Origin of the sequence: Rhodococcoides kyotonense (assembly GCF_001645385.1) — a bacterium.
Lineage (GTDB): Bacteria > Actinomycetota > Actinomycetes > Mycobacteriales > Mycobacteriaceae > Rhodococcoides > Rhodococcoides kyotonensis_B.
In genome coordinates this window covers 94,322-109,625 of sequence record NZ_LVHI01000008.1, presented here as the reverse complement: position 1 = coordinate 109,625, position 15,304 = coordinate 94,322, and the positions used below count along the sequence as shown (strand labels likewise).

General features: G+C 65.8%; 15 protein-coding genes. 6 read left to right on the top strand and 9 right to left on the bottom strand.

Annotation, left to right across the window (positions count from 1 at the left end; translation table 11 throughout):
* The first annotated feature begins 256 nt into the window (after nucleotides 1-256).
* From A3K89_RS06560 to A3K89_RS06550, 3 genes are read left to right on the top strand one after another with little or no spacing between them, the layout of a single operon-like run.
* The gene (locus tag A3K89_RS06560; RefSeq protein WP_068423450.1) at nucleotides 257-922 is read left to right on the top strand and encodes a DUF998 domain-containing protein; all 666 of its coding nucleotides are present in this window, start codon (nucleotides 257-259) and stop codon (nucleotides 920-922) included.
* An 11-nt stretch (nucleotides 923-933) separates the two neighbouring features.
* A complete protein-coding gene (locus tag A3K89_RS06555) occupies nucleotides 934-1,158 on the top strand; it encodes a hypothetical protein (RefSeq protein WP_068423448.1) in 225 nt (74 codons plus the stop codon).
* Between the two features lie 10 nt (nucleotides 1,159-1,168).
* Nucleotides 1,169-1,657, top strand: a complete 489-nt coding sequence (locus A3K89_RS06550; RefSeq protein WP_068423446.1) for a GAF domain-containing protein — start codon at nucleotides 1,169-1,171, stop codon at nucleotides 1,655-1,657.
* On the opposite strand, the gene A3K89_RS06545 is transcribed toward A3K89_RS06550, so the two are convergent.
* The 3 genes from A3K89_RS06545 to A3K89_RS06535 form a co-directional block, all read right to left on the bottom strand.
* Nucleotides 1,643-3,298: a dihydroxyacetone kinase family protein gene (locus A3K89_RS06545; protein WP_068423444.1), complete on the bottom strand. Its 1,656-nt coding sequence runs from the start codon at nucleotides 3,296-3,298 to the stop codon at nucleotides 1,643-1,645. The two genes, A3K89_RS06550 and A3K89_RS06545, sit on opposite strands and share 15 nt — an antisense overlap.
* An 84-nt stretch (nucleotides 3,299-3,382) precedes the next feature.
* The gene (locus tag A3K89_RS06540; protein ID WP_068423442.1) at nucleotides 3,383-4,021 is read right to left on the bottom strand and encodes a 3-oxoacid CoA-transferase subunit B; all 639 of its coding nucleotides are present in this window, start codon (nucleotides 4,019-4,021) and stop codon (nucleotides 3,383-3,385) included.
* Nucleotides 4,018-4,779, bottom strand: coding sequence for a CoA transferase subunit A (locus tag A3K89_RS06535; RefSeq protein WP_174551375.1), 762 nt, complete (start codon nucleotides 4,777-4,779; stop codon nucleotides 4,018-4,020). Before A3K89_RS06535 ends, A3K89_RS06540 begins: the two co-directional genes overlap by 4 nt.
* Nucleotides 4,780-4,934: 155 nt before the next feature.
* Between A3K89_RS06535 and A3K89_RS06530 the strand changes: the two genes are divergently transcribed.
* Nucleotides 4,935-5,699, top strand: coding sequence for an IclR family transcriptional regulator (locus tag A3K89_RS06530; RefSeq protein WP_068423440.1), 765 nt, complete (start codon nucleotides 4,935-4,937; stop codon nucleotides 5,697-5,699).
* 6 nt (nucleotides 5,700-5,705) lie between these two features.
* On the opposite strand, the gene A3K89_RS06525 is transcribed toward A3K89_RS06530, so the two are convergent.
* Nucleotides 5,706-6,248, bottom strand: coding sequence for a gamma carbonic anhydrase family protein (locus A3K89_RS06525; RefSeq protein WP_068423486.1), 543 nt, complete (start codon nucleotides 6,246-6,248; stop codon nucleotides 5,706-5,708).
* A 121-nt stretch (nucleotides 6,249-6,369) separates the two neighbouring features.
* Here A3K89_RS06525 and A3K89_RS06520 point away from each other — a divergent pair, with 121 nt between their 5' ends.
* Nucleotides 6,370-7,179, top strand: a complete 810-nt coding sequence (locus A3K89_RS06520) for an alpha/beta fold hydrolase (RefSeq protein WP_068423438.1) — start codon at nucleotides 6,370-6,372, stop codon at nucleotides 7,177-7,179.
* On the opposite strand, the gene A3K89_RS06515 is transcribed toward A3K89_RS06520, so the two are convergent.
* The gene (locus A3K89_RS06515; protein ID WP_068423484.1) at nucleotides 7,165-8,934 is read right to left on the bottom strand and encodes a helix-turn-helix domain-containing protein; all 1,770 of its coding nucleotides are present in this window, start codon (nucleotides 8,932-8,934) and stop codon (nucleotides 7,165-7,167) included. The two genes, A3K89_RS06520 and A3K89_RS06515, sit on opposite strands and share 15 nt — an antisense overlap.
* Before the next feature lie 98 nt (nucleotides 8,935-9,032).
* On the opposite strand from A3K89_RS06515, the gene A3K89_RS06510 reads away from it, so the two are divergent.
* Nucleotides 9,033-10,400: an FAD-binding oxidoreductase gene (locus A3K89_RS06510; protein WP_068423436.1), complete on the top strand. Its 1,368-nt coding sequence runs from the start codon at nucleotides 9,033-9,035 to the stop codon at nucleotides 10,398-10,400.
* 66 nt (nucleotides 10,401-10,466) lie between these two features.
* Here the strand turns inward: A3K89_RS06510 and lpdA are convergent, their stop codons facing one another.
* From lpdA to pdhA, 4 genes are read right to left on the bottom strand one after another with little or no spacing between them, the layout of a single operon-like run.
* Nucleotides 10,467-11,807 (bottom strand): dihydrolipoyl dehydrogenase, encoded by a 1,341-nt coding sequence (lpdA, locus tag A3K89_RS06505; protein WP_068423434.1) that lies wholly within the window; start codon nucleotides 11,805-11,807, stop codon nucleotides 10,467-10,469.
* The gene (locus tag A3K89_RS06500) at nucleotides 11,804-13,003 is read right to left on the bottom strand and encodes a dihydrolipoamide acetyltransferase family protein (RefSeq protein ID WP_068423432.1); all 1,200 of its coding nucleotides are present in this window, start codon (nucleotides 13,001-13,003) and stop codon (nucleotides 11,804-11,806) included. The genes lpdA and A3K89_RS06500 overlap by 4 nt, the downstream gene beginning before the upstream one ends.
* Nucleotides 13,000-14,004, bottom strand: a complete 1,005-nt coding sequence (locus A3K89_RS06495; RefSeq protein ID WP_068423430.1) for an alpha-ketoacid dehydrogenase subunit beta — start codon at nucleotides 14,002-14,004, stop codon at nucleotides 13,000-13,002. The genes A3K89_RS06500 and A3K89_RS06495 overlap by 4 nt, the downstream gene beginning before the upstream one ends.
* A complete protein-coding gene (pdhA, locus tag A3K89_RS06490; RefSeq protein WP_068423428.1) occupies nucleotides 14,001-15,104 on the bottom strand; it encodes a pyruvate dehydrogenase (acetyl-transferring) E1 component subunit alpha in 1,104 nt (367 codons plus the stop codon). Before pdhA ends, A3K89_RS06495 begins: the two co-directional genes overlap by 4 nt.
* Between the last annotated feature and the right edge of the window lie 200 nt (nucleotides 15,105-15,304).

The window sequence follows — 15,304 nt, the reverse complement described above, 5'->3', positions numbered from 1 at the left end:
CGCTGGCCTTCTTTATCGGCACCCCGGAATCGATCATGGCGTAGAAGCTATCGCGCACTTCCTCCGATTTGCCCCGCGTTCTACCCACGACACACCACCTACTTCTTCCTGGTCGGGAGCGGTGGTGCATCGACCGCTTGAGACTGCCCTGAGTGACCAAAGGACGCCCTCGGTCGGCCCGGGACGCCCTCGGTCGGCCCGGGCGCACCGCGCACACCGGACCGGCCGCCCGACCATTCCACCTAGAGTTGCTGACGTGTTGCAACGACGAGTCACCGCGCTGTCGGCGTGTCTGGTGCTGGCGGGGGTTCTGTATTCCGCGTGGGTGGCGGAGTTCTTCCTCGACACCGGTCTCGATCCGACGAACTCGTTCCTGAGCGAACTCGATGCAGCCGATCAGCCGTACAAACGTTTCTTCAGCACCGCCGATCTGCTCACCGGCATTCTGCTGATCGCGTCGTCGGGCATGGGGTTGTGGTTTCTCGTGAAACGACGGCTGACGACGATCGGGTGGATAGCGCTGGGAGTGTTCGGCGCCGCGACGATCGCCGATTCGCAATTGCCCCTCGAATGCGTCGCAGCGAACGACCCGAGCTGTCCCGTCGAACCCAGCGGGTTGTTTCCTCAGCTGCACCACATTCATGCGCTTACCAGCACGATCGCGGTGTTCGCGGTGTTCACGGCGATGATCGCGTTCACCGTCGCGGCGTTTCGCTACCGAGTCCTGCCGGTGATGCGCACGTTCGGCACGGCGGTCGTCGCGATCACGTCGTTGTCCACGGCCTGGCTGCTGATCGCGGACAACCTCCCCGGTGACTGGGGCCTCGGTATCGCGCAACGCGTTCAGGTCACCGGGATGTCGCTGTTTCTCGTCGCGCTCGGCTTCGCAGTTCTCGGCCGAAAAGCGGCTCGGACCAGGTAACTTCTGCGAGTATGTCGGGAAGAGATAGAACGGTCGGCTTTCTGAAGACGCACTGGATCTCCATCCTGTTGGTGATCCTCGCGGCGGTGTTCATCGCCGAGAATCGCTACACGACGACCATCGAATTGTTCTGGCTGCGGATCACGTCTCCCCTGTGGCTGATCCTGCTGGTTCTGTTCGCGGTCGGTTTCGCAGCGGGACGGCTCAGCGGACGTCGAAAGCCGGTGAAGAAATAGGATCGACTTCATGTCGTTCACCGCTACCGCCCTCGAAGGCACCAAGGCCGAGCAGTACGAGCAGTTGAGGCTGCAGGCACAGGCACTCGTCGACGGCGAGTCCGACCGCGTCGCGAACGCCGCCAACATCTCGGCGCTCGTGTATCACGCTCTGCCCGAGGTCAATTGGGTCGGCTTCTACCTGTTCGACGGCACCGAGTTGGTCGTCGGCCCGTTCCAGGGGCAGCCCGCGTGCGTTCGCATCGCTTTGGACAAGGGCGTCTGCGGAGCGGCGGCCACGACGCGTGAGACGCAACGAGTCGCCGACGTCCACGCCTTCGAAGGCCATATCGCGTGCGATGCGGCTACGCGTTCCGAGGTCGTCGTTCCGCTGTACGACGGCGACGACCTCATCGGCGTCTTCGACCTGGACAGCCCTGTGCCCGACCGCTTCGACGCCGACGATCAGGCCGGACTCGAGGCCGTCGCCGACGTCTTTCTGCGGTCACTGCGCGGCTGACGCCGCCTCGAAGAACCACGCGATCACCAACGCACCCGGGTCGACGACGCCGCGCGCCGCATCACCGACATACGACGCGCGGCCTCGGCTCGCGGTGATCTCCTCGGTCGATGCCGCTCCCTGTGCTGCTGCCTCGGCCGCGGCACGCAGGCCATCTTTCAGTTCGGTGGCCGCTTCGAGGGCGTCGACGGCCGGGGAGATGGCGTCGACCATGGTCTTGTCGCCGACGCGAGCGCCACCGATCTCGGTGATGCTGTCCAGGCCGCTGCGAGCTGCCGCGGTGATGGAGGCGAGGTCGACGGACTCCACTGTCCGATAGAACTGCCGGAACCAGATTCCGAACAGCGCACCCGACGTTCCGCCCGCGTGTCCGAGGTAGGCCTCGGACACTGCTTCGAACACCGTTGGCGCCGAATATGTTTCGCGGACAGCGGTCAGGTCGAGCTGGCTCAACGCGGCCACCATGTTGGTGCCGAAGTCCCCGTCTCCGGCCCTACGGTCCAACTCGGTCAACGCGGGCTCCTCGTCGAGCACACGCTGCGCCCAGGACGCGACCCACTCGGACACGAATGTACTTGCTTCACCCGATGTTTCACTTGCCTCGTACGTCGGGCCGAAGCCTCCCCGTTCACCGAGGTCACCGGCCGCGCGCGGTGCGTTGTTCGGCCACCCCGGCGCGCTGGTCGGCGCGTCCCACAGCGTCAGCATCTCGTCGTCGACACGGACGAGCGTGATGGACGCGCCCGCCATGTTCAACGCCGTCACGAAGCTACCAACGAGTGGACGAGCAATGCCTATCCCTCTGTCCGACAGGAACTCTGCGAGCTCTCCGTAGAGCAGCTGCAGTTCCATCGGGTGCGTCGCCCCGAGCCCGTTGACGAACGCGATGACCCGCTCGCCACGGTCGAGCCCGAGCGAATCGACGACGGGTTGCGTCAACGCAGCCACGATCTCCCGAGCGGGCATCGTCGGCACGCGCCGAGTCCCACGCTCACCGTGAATGCCGATCCCCAACTCGATCTCGCCCACCGGAAGGTCGAACGACGGCGCGTCGGAACCAGGAAACGTGCACGGGCGCAGGGCAACTGCCATGCTGCGCGCATTCGCGGCAACCCGTCGACCGAGTGTGACGACGGACTGCAGTGAATCACCACGTTCTGCCGCTGCGCCACAGATCTTCTCGACGACGACGGTCGCGCCCGTGCCCCGCCGGCCGGGACCGTCCGCACGCTCGGTGGCGACGTCGTCGTCGACGAGGACGACATCCGACTCGATGTCGTCCTCGCGCAACAAGTCTCGCGCGATGCCGAAGTTCATGACGTCACCGGTGTAGTTCTTGACGATGTGCAGCACGCCACCGCCCGCATGGACTGCCTTCGATGCTTCGTGCACCTGCAGCGCGTTCGGCGACGTGAACACCAGCCCCGGGCAGACCGCGGCCAGCAAGCCGGTACCGATCATCCCGGCGTGCATCGGCTCGTGGCCGGAGCCGCCACCGGACAGCAACGCGACTCGGCCGTCCTGCAACGGCTCTCGACGTGTCAGATAACCGGGATCGGGGTGCCAATTGATGTCGGGCGTCGACGCGACGAGCCCGCGGATGGCGTCGGCAACGAACGTGGAGGCGGAGTTGACGAACATGGGCTCCACCTTAGGCGCCTCCGGCACCCGTGCGCGCGAATGTACAGCCAGCGGGAGCGTAGCCTGCGGAGCGACCCGAAAACGCTATGCGTTCGCACGCACGAGGGGCGGCGTCGCCTCCTCGACCTGCTCGCGTGTCACGTCCGGCGCCAATTCGACGAGCTCGAGCGTGCCGTCACCGACGACGTCGATCACCGCGAGATCGGTGATGATCCGGTTCACGACGCCCTGGCCGGTCAACGGCAAAGTGCAGGTGTCGAGGATCTTCGGATTGCCGTCGCGGTCGAGGTGTTCCATGACGACGATGACGCGCCTGGCACCGTGCACGAGGTCCATCGCGCCGCCCATGCCCTTGACCATCTTGCCGGGGACCATCCAGTTGGCGAGGTCACCGGTACGCGAGACCTGCATGCCGCCGAGTACTGCGGTGTCGATGTGACCGCCGCGAATCATGCCGAACGACAACGACGAATCGAAGTACGCCGCACCGGGATTGACGGTGACGGTTTCCTTGCCTGCGTTGATCAGGTTGGCGTCGATCTCGTCCTCGGTCGGGTACGGACCGGTGCCGAGGATGCCGTTCTCCGAGTGCAGCACGACCCTGATGTCCTTCGTCAAGTATCCGGGAATCAAGGTGGGCAAACCGATTCCGAGGTTGACGTACTCCCCGTCGACCATTTCGGCAGCGGCACGCTGCGCCATCTGTTCGCGAGTCCAACTCATGCCTGGCCTCCTGCTCTGACGGTGCGCTTCTCGATGCGCTTGTTCTGAGGTCCGGTGTGCACGATGCGCTGCACGAACACGCCGGGGAGATGCACTGCGGCAGGATCGATCTCGCCGGGCTCGACCAGCTTCTCGACCTGCGCGACGGTGATCTTCCCTGCCATCGCGGCCAGGGGGTTGAAGTTCATCGCGGTCTTGTCGAACACGAGATTGCCTTCGGTGTCGCCGAGTTCGGCGTGCACGAGCGCGAAGTCGGCATTGATCGCCTCTTCGAGAACGTACCGCTTCGACCCGAACACCCGAGTCTCCTTGGGCGGCGACGCGATCGCGACGGAACCGTCGGCGTCGTAGCGCCACGGCATACCGCCGTCGGCGATGGGGCTGCCGACACCAGCCGGGGTGAAGAACGCCGGGATGCCGGTGCCACCTGCGCGAAGTCGCTCGGCGAGCGTGCCCTGCGGCGTCAACTCGACCTCGAGTTCACCTGCGAGGTACTGGCGCGCGAACTCCTTGTTCTCACCGACGTACGACGCCGTCACGCGGCTGATGCGGCCGAGGGAAAGCAGGATTCCGAGCCCGTGATCGTCGACGCCACAGTTGTTGGAGAAGACCTCGAGCTTGCTCGCGTCGGTCTCGGCGATCGCCTCGATCAGCGCATCAGGGATGCCGCACAATCCGAAGCCTCCGACGGCGAGTGTCGCGCCGTCTCCGATGTCGGCGACGACGGCGGCCGCGGACTCGTACACCTTTCCTGCCACAGAACTGCTCCTCACCTGTTCACTCAGCAAACGCGCTGACGTATGCGATCAGTGAAGCGTGTGTCTGCGGTGACTGGCCACCCCCTCAGCAAAACCGGTCGCTGGCCGAACATCGATAAAGCACGCGTTCACTCAGTGAACGCTACAGTCGTGACATGGCTCCGACACCCAACGTGATCGCGCGGTCCACCGCGCTGATGCGTGCCGTGGGCGCCGCGGAACCCGCGGGTGCGTCGACGACGGACTTGGCCCGGGTCACCGGCCTCGCGCGCCCCACCGCGCATCGCCTGCTCAGCTCGCTGACCGAGGAAGGGTTTCTCGACAGGGATTCAGCGACCGGGCGATGGTCGCTCGGTCCCGAGATGTATCTGCTCGGGTCGGCCGCAGCGAGCCGGTACGACATCACCGGACCCGCGCGTGGCGTCGTCCACAGGTTGGCCGAGGAGACGGGCGAGAGCGCATTCCTGTCGACGCGGCGGGGCAACGAGACGGTGTGCCTGCTGCGCGAGGACGGCAGCTTTCCGCTGCGGTCGCACGTGCTGTACGAGGGGCTGCGACTGCCGCTCGGGGTCGCGTCGGCTGGTCTCGTGATCCTCGCGCACCTCCCGGACCGGGAGATCGACGAGTATCTGCGCGACGCGGATCTCGTCCCCGAGTGGGGAGCCGAGCACGCACCCGACGCCATTCGCCGACGCATCTCCTCGACACGTGAGACCGGGTACGCCGTCAACCCCGCCCTGCTCGTCGAGGGCAGTTGGGGCATCGGCGCCGCCGTGTTCGACCGGTCCGGCAGACCCGCGTGGGCATTGAGCCTGACCGGAGTCGAGACGAGGTTCCGGCCCGAGCGACATCACGAACTCGGCGCCATCCTGCTGGCGCAAGCCCACCGCCTGACGGGTCTGCTCCGGCCCGGCCGCTGAGGTAGGTCAGGCCGGCCGCGCCGAGCGGTGCTGCTTCAGCAGCTCGCGGTAGACGGCCGCGTTCAGCCCGTTGTGGGCTACCTCGTCGTCGGTCAGTTCCCGACGCACCTTGGCCGGCACACCCGCCACGAGCGACCGCGGCGGCACCTGCGTGCCTTCGAGTACGAGCGCGCCGGCTGCGACCAGACTGCCCTCGCCGACGACGGCACCGTTCATGACGACAGCGCCCATGCCCACCAGGCTGCCGTCACCGATCGTGCACCCGTGCAACACCGCGTTGTGGCCGACGCTGACGTCCTTGCCGACGGTCAGCGGGAAACCCGGGTCGACGTGGGCCGCGACGCCGTCCTGCAAGTTGCTTCCCTCGCCGATCGTGATGTCCTCGAACTCCGCACGCAGCACGGCGTTGTACCAAATCCCCGACGACGCAGCGATCTTCACCCGCCCGACGACGGTTGCCGTCGGAGCCACCCAGGCTTCCGCGTCCACCTCGGGGCTGCCGGCTTCCAGAGCCCAGAGCGGTCCTGCGGTCGTCGAATTCTCGGTCACGTCACGGTTCCCTTCGTCGAGGCGAATGTCGGCCTTCACTCTGCCCGACGACGCGGCTGTCGCCCAGACCCGGCCCGGCTCGTGATTTCATCGGAAGACACTTCGGACCCGAGGAGCGCACATGCCGACAGTCACCACCAGCGACGACGTCACGCTCAGCTACATCGATCAGGGCAGCGGACCGGTCATCGTGCTGATCGCCGGTTTCTGTGCTCCGGCCACGAGCTGGGCACTGCAGCAGCAAGTCTTCGTCGACGCCGGCTACCGAGTGCTCTCCCTGGATCGACGCGGACACGGCGACTCCGAGGCCCCGGACTTCGGTGCGACGATGGCCCGCCACGGGCAGGACGTCGCGGACTTCCTGGCGGCCCTCGATGTCGACGACGCCGTCCTGTGCGGCGGATCGATGGGCGCCAGCACCGTCTGGTCGTACGTCTCGCAGTTCGGGACCGCGCGGGTGAGAGCAGTCGTGTCCGTGGACCAGACCCCGAAGATGGTCAACGACGCCGAGTGGACGAACGGCTTCTACGGACTCACCGAGGCGAACAAGGAGACGTTCTTCGCGAACGGCGTTCCCGACACGGGTCAGGGGTTGCCCAAGCGGAAGTCACTGGTCGCGGCCACGAAGCTCGTCGCCAAGCTCGGAGGCCTGCCGAAGATGGCGTCACCGGACACTCCTGCGATGAAAGCACTGTTGCACGACCATGCGATTGCAGACTGGCGGAAAGTCGTTGCCGGCGTGGATGTTCCGGTTCTGATAGTCGCAGGGCGGGACAGCCAGTACTGGCCGTTCACGCACGCAGCCGATGCCGTCGCAGGTAATCCCCGCGGCCGCTCGGTAGTCCTCGAGAAGTGCGGGCATGCCGCGAACATGGACCGCCCCAAGGAGTTCAACGCGGCGATGCTCGACTTCCTCTCACTTTCCGAGTAGATCGGCGCTGCGCCGCAGCCGCATCAACACCTGCAGATCGAGGGCCTTGTCCGGGTCGCGCCACTCGGTGCCGATGAGACGGTCGACGGCATCGAGCCGCTGGTACAGAGTGTTGACGTGGACACCGAGTCGCGCAGCCGTGGCCGCATGATGCCGTCCCAGAGCGAGATACGTCGACAACGTGTCGACCAACGGAACGCCACGTTTGTTCTGCTCGACCAGCAGCGGCCCGAGCTGCGCCTCGGTCAGCTCGTCGAGGTGCTCACGTGCCATGTGGCTCAGCAGTATTCGATAGATACCGAGCCCGCGCGCCGACGAGACCTCGCCGTCGCGGCCCAAGGTCTTCAGCACGTGCACAGTCTGCTGAGCCTGGACATAGGCCGCCGCGAGAGCATCCACACCGCGCACGGGCTCGGACACCCCGACGGTGGCATTCACACCGAACGCCTGACACACCACGGTCGAGTCCGTAGCGGGAACGGCCACCAGCACCTGCGAACCATGCTCCGCCACAACTGTTCCGGCCGGAAAGCCGATGTTCCGAACGGAGGCACGGGCAGCGTCTTCGACGACCGCGATGCAGTACGACTTCTCGAATGCCAGCCCGGCGAGCCGCAGCTGCCGCCGTTCCCCGTCCGCGGATTGCGCCGGGTGCGTCAGCAGGTCGACGAGAAAGGCGTCCTGCGCCCGACGAGCCGCCTCCCCCGCAGCCCGTTCCGCGGCCAGCGACAGCGCGATTGCCGGCGAGGCGCGTTCGAGCAACAACCGCGTCTCGTCGTCGCCGACGCCCACCGAGATCAGCACGCCGAGGAATGCCCCCGCCGCCGCCACGCGGTGGCCCGTCACAGCGTCCGTCGTGACATGGTCGGAGTCGGACTCGAAGACGGCCGTCACGTCGTCACGGACCGCGCTCAAGCCGTCGGGCACGGACGCGATGTCGGCGACGAAGTACGTCGGTTTGCCGGACAGCGACGCGACCTCGTGCACCAGCCTCTGCACGCCGCCCCCGGCGAGCACGACTTGAGTGAGCGTCCGATCCCACTGCAACGTCTGTTCCAGTTCCACTGTGCGTGAGGTCAATTCGGCGTTCAGCGACTCGGCACGCTCCAAGGCCCGAACATTCGTGATCGCCATGGCCGCATGCGCTGCCAGTGCCGACAGCAAGGCGATCTCGGTGTCGGTGAAGGCACGCTCCTGCCTCTTGCATGCGAACAGCGCGCCGATGACGTGGTCACCGACTCGCAGGGGCACGCCGAGCAATCCACGCATGTTCTCGGCCTGCGCCGCACTGTCGGCGCCGGTGATGTGTCGGAATGCAGGCTCGCTCTGATAGTCGGGAGTCCACGACGGCGCCCGGCCTCGCACGATCAGACCCACCAATCCCTCGTCGAGCGACAGTTCGATGCCGAGAAGACTCGGGGTCAGAGCGCCACTGGTGACCTCGATGACGAACGTCTGGTCGTACACCGATCCCATGTAGGCCAGATCCACCCCGAGAAGCCGTCGAGCCTGATCCACCACCTCCTGCAACAGGAGCCGATCGTCGCGGACGGTGGGCAACCGCACTGCGATGTCGTTCAGAGCCGACAGCTCGATGGTGCGCTGCCACCGCTGATCGAGCAGGGTCCGCAGCCGCAGCGCAGCGTGTGCGTCCTGCTCGATCGCGGCCGACAGTTCCGAACCGGATTCCTGCACGAGCCGACGCCGGTACGCGTCGAGATCATCGGCCGACGCGTCGTCGAGCAGCATGTGCATCCACTTCGAGGTCACTGGTTCCACCGTCCATCGGTAGTCGACTCGGATAGACGAAACCTACATTGGCGGAGATTCAGCTCACAGTTAGGGTCGTATACATGCCGCTCGTCGAAGATCTGCTCGAAGTCCTCCCCTCCGATCGCGTCGTACTCGATCCCGATGTGATCGCGTCCTATCAGCACGACGAGGCCGAATGGGCGCCCTACGCGGCACCCGCGGCAGTAGTACGACCCCGTACGGCCGAGGACGTGCAACTGGTCGTGAAGGCCTGTCTGGCGCACGACGCGGCCGTCGTCACCCGTGGGTCCGGGACGGGACTGTCGGGCGGCGCCAATGCCACGGAGGGATGCGTCGTCCTCGCTCTCGACGGCATGGACGCGATCAAGGAGATCGACCGGCTCGAGCGCTATGCCGTCGTCGAACCGGGTGTCGTCAACGACCACTTACGGGCCGCATGCGCCGAGCACGACCTCTGGTACCCGCCGGATCCCGCGAGCGCACCGTGGTCGACCATCGGCGGCAACGTCGCGACCAATGCCGGCGGGTTGTGCTGCGTGAAATACGGTGTGACGCGCGACTACGTCATGGGGATGCAGATCGTCACCGGCACAGGCGAACTGGTCCGGCTCGGACGCAGGACCGCGAAAGGTGTTGCAGGGTACGACCTTGCGGGCTTGATGGTCGGATCCGAAGGCACATTGGGCATCATCACGGAGGTGACGGTCAAGCTCAGGCCACTGCAAGACCCGCAGCGGACGATTGCAGGCTACTTCGACTCGATCGTCGACGCAGGACGCGCGGTGGCCGCCGTTGCTGCGGCAGGCCTGACGCCGTCGGCGCTCGAACTGATCGACAAGCAGTGCCTCATCGCAGTGGACGCATGGAAGAACATGGGCCTGTCGGTGGAGGCGAACGTCGTGTTGCTCGGACGCATCGACACCCCGGGCGTGATCGGTGACCAGGAAGCGGAGAAGATGCTGTCCTGCTTCGACGAAGCGGGTGCCACCTGGTCCGCCGTGTCGACCGATCAGGAGGAAGCCGACGCGTTGTTCGCGGCACGCCGACTCGCGTACCCCGCGATGGAACGGCTCGGACCGGTACTGACCGAGGACGTGTGCGTACCCAAGAAGCATGTGCCGGAGATGCTGTCACGGATCGAACAGATCGGAATCCGGCACGAGACCACGATCGCCAACATCGCGCATGCCGGCGACGGCAATCTGCACCCGCTCCTGATCACTCCGCACGACGACACCGACGCGCGCGCCCGTGCCCAGGCTGCGTTCGCGGAGATCATCGATGCGGCACTCGAATTGGGCGGAACGGTCACCGGCGAGCACGGCGTCGGATTGCTCAAGATGGACGGCCTCGTGCAGGAATTGAATCCGGTGGTCCTCGACATGCACCGAGCCGTCAAGCACGCTCTCGATCCGCGCGGAATCCTCAACCCCGGCAAGGTCTTCTAGGCGGCTTCGCCGCACGTGCGTGGGAATGTATAGCGGGCTATACATTTCCACGCACGTGCGTGGCGCCTAGTGGGAATGCAACGGCTTTCCAGCGAGCGCGAGGTGCGCTTCCCCGAACGCCTCGGACTGCGTCGGGTGCGCGTGGATCAGGTGCGCGACCTCCTCCGGGTACGCACCCCAGTTCACGACGAGCTGCGCCTCGCCGATCAGCTCACCGACCCGCGCCCCGACCATGTGGATCCCGACCACCGCGCCCCCGGCACGCACGAGCTTGACGCCGCCCGAGGCCCCGAGGATCTGACTCTTCCCGTTGCCCGCAAGGTCGTAGACCGCAGTGTCGACGGTCCCGAATTGCTCGACGGCCTGGGCCTCGGTCAGCCCGACGGACGCGACTTCCGGATTCGAGTACGTGACGCGGGGAATCCCGGAGTCCGGCACTGCTTTCGGATTCAGCCCGGCAATCTGCTCGGCGACGAAGATCCCGTGTTGAAAACCCCGGTGCGCCAACTGCGGACCGCGCACGATGTCTCCCACGGCATAGACGCCCTCCGCGGACGTGGCGAGCGTCGAATCGACGTCGACGAACCCCGCCGACAACGCCACATCCCCGAGATCGCCTGTGTTGGGCCCGCGCCCGACGGCCACGAGCAACACATCGGCATCGAGGGTTTCACCCGACTCCAAGGTGACGGTCACCCCGTCGTCCGTCTCCTTCACGCCGGAGAACGGCGACGACGTACTGGCCGTGATGCCGCGCTTACGCAGACCGCGGGTCAGCTGCTTGGACGACCACTCGTCCTCTCCGGCAATCAACCTCGGTAGCGCTTCGACGATAGTCACGTCTGCGCCGAACGACGCCCATACACTGGCGAATTCGACGCCGATCACACCACCGCCGAGGACGATCGCCCGGGTCGGCACACGGTCGAGCGTCAGCGCCTGATCACTGGTGAGCACTCGGGGGCCGAGGTCGATGCCCGGCAACACCTTCGAATGCGACCCGGTTGCCAACACGACGGACTTGCCGGTGATCCGCCGCCCATCCACCTCGACGGTGCGGTCTCCGACGTATCGTCCTGTCCCGCTGATCATCTCGACCTGGTGCGCCGAGACAAGACCCTGCAAACCCTTGTACAGCTTCGCGACGACGCCGTCCTTGTAGGCGTGCACGCCGGCCATGTCGATGCCCTCGAAGGAACTCCTGACGCCCACAGCAGCACTCTCGCGTGCCGTGTCCGCCACTTCCGCCGCGTGCAGGAGCGCCTTCGTCGGAATGCACCCGCGATGCAGGCACGTCCCGCCGACCTTGTCCTTCTCGATCAGCGTGACGGACAGGCCGAGTTGTGCCGCACGAAACGCGCACGCGTACCCACCCGAACCGCCACCGAGGATGACGACGTCGCTCATGCCAGAGCCACCAGGTTCATCGGATCGGCGAGAATCGCTGCAATGTCGGCCAGGAACCGTGATCCCTGCTCACCGTCGACGAGTCGGTGGTCGAACGACAGACTCAAGGTCGTCACGGATCGCAACGCGATGTCACCCTCGAATTCCCAGGGCTGACGACGGATTGCGCCGAAACAGAGGATCGCTGCCTCGCCTGGGTTGAGGATCGGCGTTCCCGAATCGACCCCGAAGACACCGACATTGGTGATGGTGATGGTGCCGTCGGCGAGATCTTCGGGTCCGGTCTTGCCCTCCTTGGCCGTGGTCGTCAGGCCGTTCAGTGCCACAGCGAGATCCTTCAGCCCGAGCGCGTGCGCGCCCTTGATGTTCGGCACCATGAGCCCTCGGGGAGTCGCGGCCGCGATACCGAGGTTGACGTACTTCTTCGTGACGATCTCCTGGTTCGCCTCGTCCCACTCGGAGTTCAGACTCGGGTTGGAGCGCAGCGCCACCAGCAACGCCTTGGCGACCAGCGCCAAGGGTGTCAGGCGAACGTCCTGATAGTGCTTGTTGGCGCGCAACTTCTCGACCAACTCGACCGTCGGAGTCACGTCGACGGTGACGAACTCGGTGACGTGCGGAGCAGTGAACGCGCTCGACACCATCGCTGCCGCCGTGTGCTTGCGCACCCCCTTGATCGGGGTGCGGGTCTCGTCCGTCGTCGCCTCGACAGGTTTCGGACGCGTCAGATACGCCGCGATGTCGTCGCGCGTCACCTCACCGTGTGTACCCGTCGCAGGCACATCCGCGAGGTCGACGCCTTCCTGCCGTGCCACGAAGCGAGCAGGTGGCGACGCCAGCGGCCTGTCTCCCGGCGCGGGTGCTGCTGCCGCTTTCCTACCGCCACGACGGCTTTTTCCTTCGCCTGCGACGCCGTAGCCGACGAGAACCGGTGTTCGCTCCTCGGTCACTGCGTCCTCGCCTGTGTCGATGTCGATGATCGTGCTTCCGACCTCGACGGTCGAACCTTCCTCGGCATGCAGTGCGAGGACCGTGCCTGCGAAGGGCGACGGAAGTTCCACGGACGCCTTGGCCGTCTCGACCTCGGCGATCACCTGGTTGAGCTCGACCGTATCGCCGACCTGGACGAGCCACGTGATCAGTTCGGCCTCGGTGAGTCCCTCGCCGAGATCCGGGAGCAGAAAGCTCTTCGTCATACCGGGAAGCTCCTGTCCACTGCGTCGAGAATTCGGTCCACATCGGGGAGGAAGAACTCCTCCAGCTTCGCCGCCGGGTACGGGACCGCGAAACCGCCGACTCGCTGAACCGGTGCTTCGAGGCTGTAGAAGCACTGTTCCTGTACTCGCGCAGCGATTTCGGCGCCGATGCCCATGAAGGTCGCCGCTTCGTGCGTGACGACGAGTCGCCCGGTCTTGCGTACCGATGCCGCAACCGTGTCCATGTCCAGGGGTGACAGTGACCGAAGGTCGATCACTTCGAGCGAACGCCCCTCCCCTGCTGCAACTTCCGCGGCTTGCACGGCCGTCGCGACCAGAGGCCCGTAGGCGACGATCGTGGCATCGCGACCCTCACGGACCACACGAGCCTTGTGCAGCGGGTATGCCCCGTCGAGGGATGCGGTGACGTCGACCTCGCCCTTCTGCCAGTAGCGGCGCTTCGGCTCGAAGAACAGCACCGGGTCGTCCGACGCGATGGCCTGCCGCAGCATGACATTGGCGTCGGCGGCATTGCTGCAGCTGACGACGCGCAAGCCCGCGGTCTGCGCGAAGTATCCCTCGGGTGACTCCGAATGATGCTCGACGGCACCGATTCCGCCGCCGTAGGGCACCCGGATGGTCAGAGGCATCTTCACGTTGCCACCCGTCCGGTAATGCAGCTTGGCCACCTGGGACACGATCTGGTCGAACGCCGGATAGATGAAACCGTCGAACTGGATCTCGACGACCGGTCGGTAGCCACGGAACGCGAGACCGACTGCAGTGCCCATGATTCCGGACTCGGCGAGTGGTGTGTCGATGACGCGGTTGGGGCCGAAGTCCTTCTGCAGCCCGTCGGTGATCCTGAAGACACCGCCGAGCTTACCGATGTCCTCTCCGAGTAGGACGACCTTGGGGTCGTCCTCGAGGGCACGGCGCAAGGCCGCGTTGAGCGCTTTACCGAGCGGCAGCGCCGTGGGAGGAGCGAGCGTTGCGGTCATGACTGAACTCCTTCGAATCCGGCGAGGTACGCGGCGTATCGTTCGCGCTCCTCGTCGATCAGCGGGTGGGGGCCGGCATAGACGTTGTCGAACAACGCCATCGGGCCCGGCTCGACGGTCCCGAGGCATCCGCGTCGTAGTTCGGCGGCGGTGGCGTCGGCGCGCTCCTTCACCCGAGCACGGAAGGCGTCGTTCATGGCACCCTCACGCCCCAGCAGCCTCTCGATTCGATCGATCGGGTCCTTCTGCTTCCACTCCTCGTCCAAGGCTGCGGGACGATAACGCGAAGGGTCGTCGGACGTCGTGTGCGGGCCCATCCGGTACGTCACGGCCTCGATCAACGTCGGACCGCTCCCCTCCCGCGCCCGTGACAACGCCGTTCTCGTCGCCGCGAGTACCGCGAGCACGTCGTTGCCGTCGACGCGGAGCGCGGGAATGCCGAAGCCGCGGCCTCTTTCGGCGATCGACCCGTGCGTCTGCACCGTCACCGGCTCGGAGATCGCCCACTGGTTGTTCTGGCAGAAGAACACGACCGGAGCCGCGAAACTCGCTGCGAATCCAAGGCCTTCGGAAATGTCACCCTGGCTCGTCGCGCCGTCGCCGAAGTAGGTGATGGCAGCGCCCTCGGCCCCGTCGAACTTCATTCCGAGGCCGTATCCCGTTGCGTGCAGCGCTTGCGCTCCGACGATGATCGCAGGCGTTGTCATGTTGTACTCGTACGGGTTCCAGCCGGATTGCGTCGATCCACGCCAGAATCGCAGCATCTCCGTCGGGTCGACGCCCCGGCAGTAGGCGACGCCGTGCTCGCGGTAACTGGCGAACACGAAGTCGTCACGATGCAGCGCACGAGCGGAGCCCACCTGCGCTGCCTCCTGTCCGAGGAGCGGTGCCCACAGGCCCAGCTCGCCCTGGCGCTGGAGCGCGGTTGCCTCGGCGTCGATGCGCCGCACGACGACCAGGTCTTCGTAGAGATCCTGCAGCTTGTCGACCGTGACGTCGGCGACCAGTTCGCTGTACTCCGTCGGCTCGGCGCGCTGACCGTCAGGGGTGATGACCTGTATGAGTTCGTCGTTGTCGCTTCGAGAGAATGCAGTATCCATGTCGGCCTCCGTACAGGTTGCACTGTTACCTGGAACACAATCAGTTTCGAACACGGCGCGCAATAGATGCATCCTCGACTGAGCAGCGTGCACGGTTCAGGGCGTCGATCAGTGTCGATTCTGCGCTCGATGATTCATTTCCGGAGGGCCTCTCCATCGCGACGTGGACGCAATGGAGGTCGCGCATCGCTGCACGCAGT

Excerpts from the sequence above, each read along its gene's own strand:
- A3K89_RS06555 (WP_068423448.1), top strand. The coding sequence starts at position 934 with ATGTCGGGAAGAGATAGAACGGTCGGCTTTCTGAAGACGCACTGGATC.
- pdhA (WP_068423428.1), bottom strand. The coding sequence starts at position 15,104 with ATGGATACTGCATTCTCTCGAAGCGACAACGACGAACTCATACAGGTC.
- A3K89_RS06515 (WP_068423484.1), bottom strand. The coding sequence starts at position 8,934 with ATGCACATGCTGCTCGACGACGCGTCGGCCGATGATCTCGACGCGTAC.
- A3K89_RS06510 (WP_068423436.1), top strand. The coding sequence starts at position 9,033 with ATGCCGCTCGTCGAAGATCTGCTCGAAGTCCTCCCCTCCGATCGCGTC.
- A3K89_RS06495 (WP_068423430.1), bottom strand. The coding sequence starts at position 14,004 with ATGACCGCAACGCTCGCTCCTCCCACGGCGCTGCCGCTCGGTAAAGCG.
- lpdA (WP_068423434.1), bottom strand. The coding sequence starts at position 11,807 with ATGAGCGACGTCGTCATCCTCGGTGGCGGTTCGGGTGGGTACGCGTGC.
- A3K89_RS06530 (WP_068423440.1), top strand. The coding sequence starts at position 4,935 with ATGGCTCCGACACCCAACGTGATCGCGCGGTCCACCGCGCTGATGCGT.
- A3K89_RS06550 (WP_068423446.1), top strand. The coding sequence starts at position 1,169 with ATGTCGTTCACCGCTACCGCCCTCGAAGGCACCAAGGCCGAGCAGTAC.
- A3K89_RS06545 (WP_068423444.1), bottom strand. The coding sequence starts at position 3,298 with ATGTTCGTCAACTCCGCCTCCACGTTCGTTGCCGACGCCATCCGCGGG.
- A3K89_RS06540 (WP_068423442.1), bottom strand. The coding sequence starts at position 4,021 with ATGAGTTGGACTCGCGAACAGATGGCGCAGCGTGCCGCTGCCGAAATG.
- A3K89_RS06500 (WP_068423432.1), bottom strand. The coding sequence starts at position 13,003 with ATGACGAAGAGCTTTCTGCTCCCGGATCTCGGCGAGGGACTCACCGAG.
- A3K89_RS06520 (WP_068423438.1), top strand. The coding sequence starts at position 6,370 with ATGCCGACAGTCACCACCAGCGACGACGTCACGCTCAGCTACATCGAT.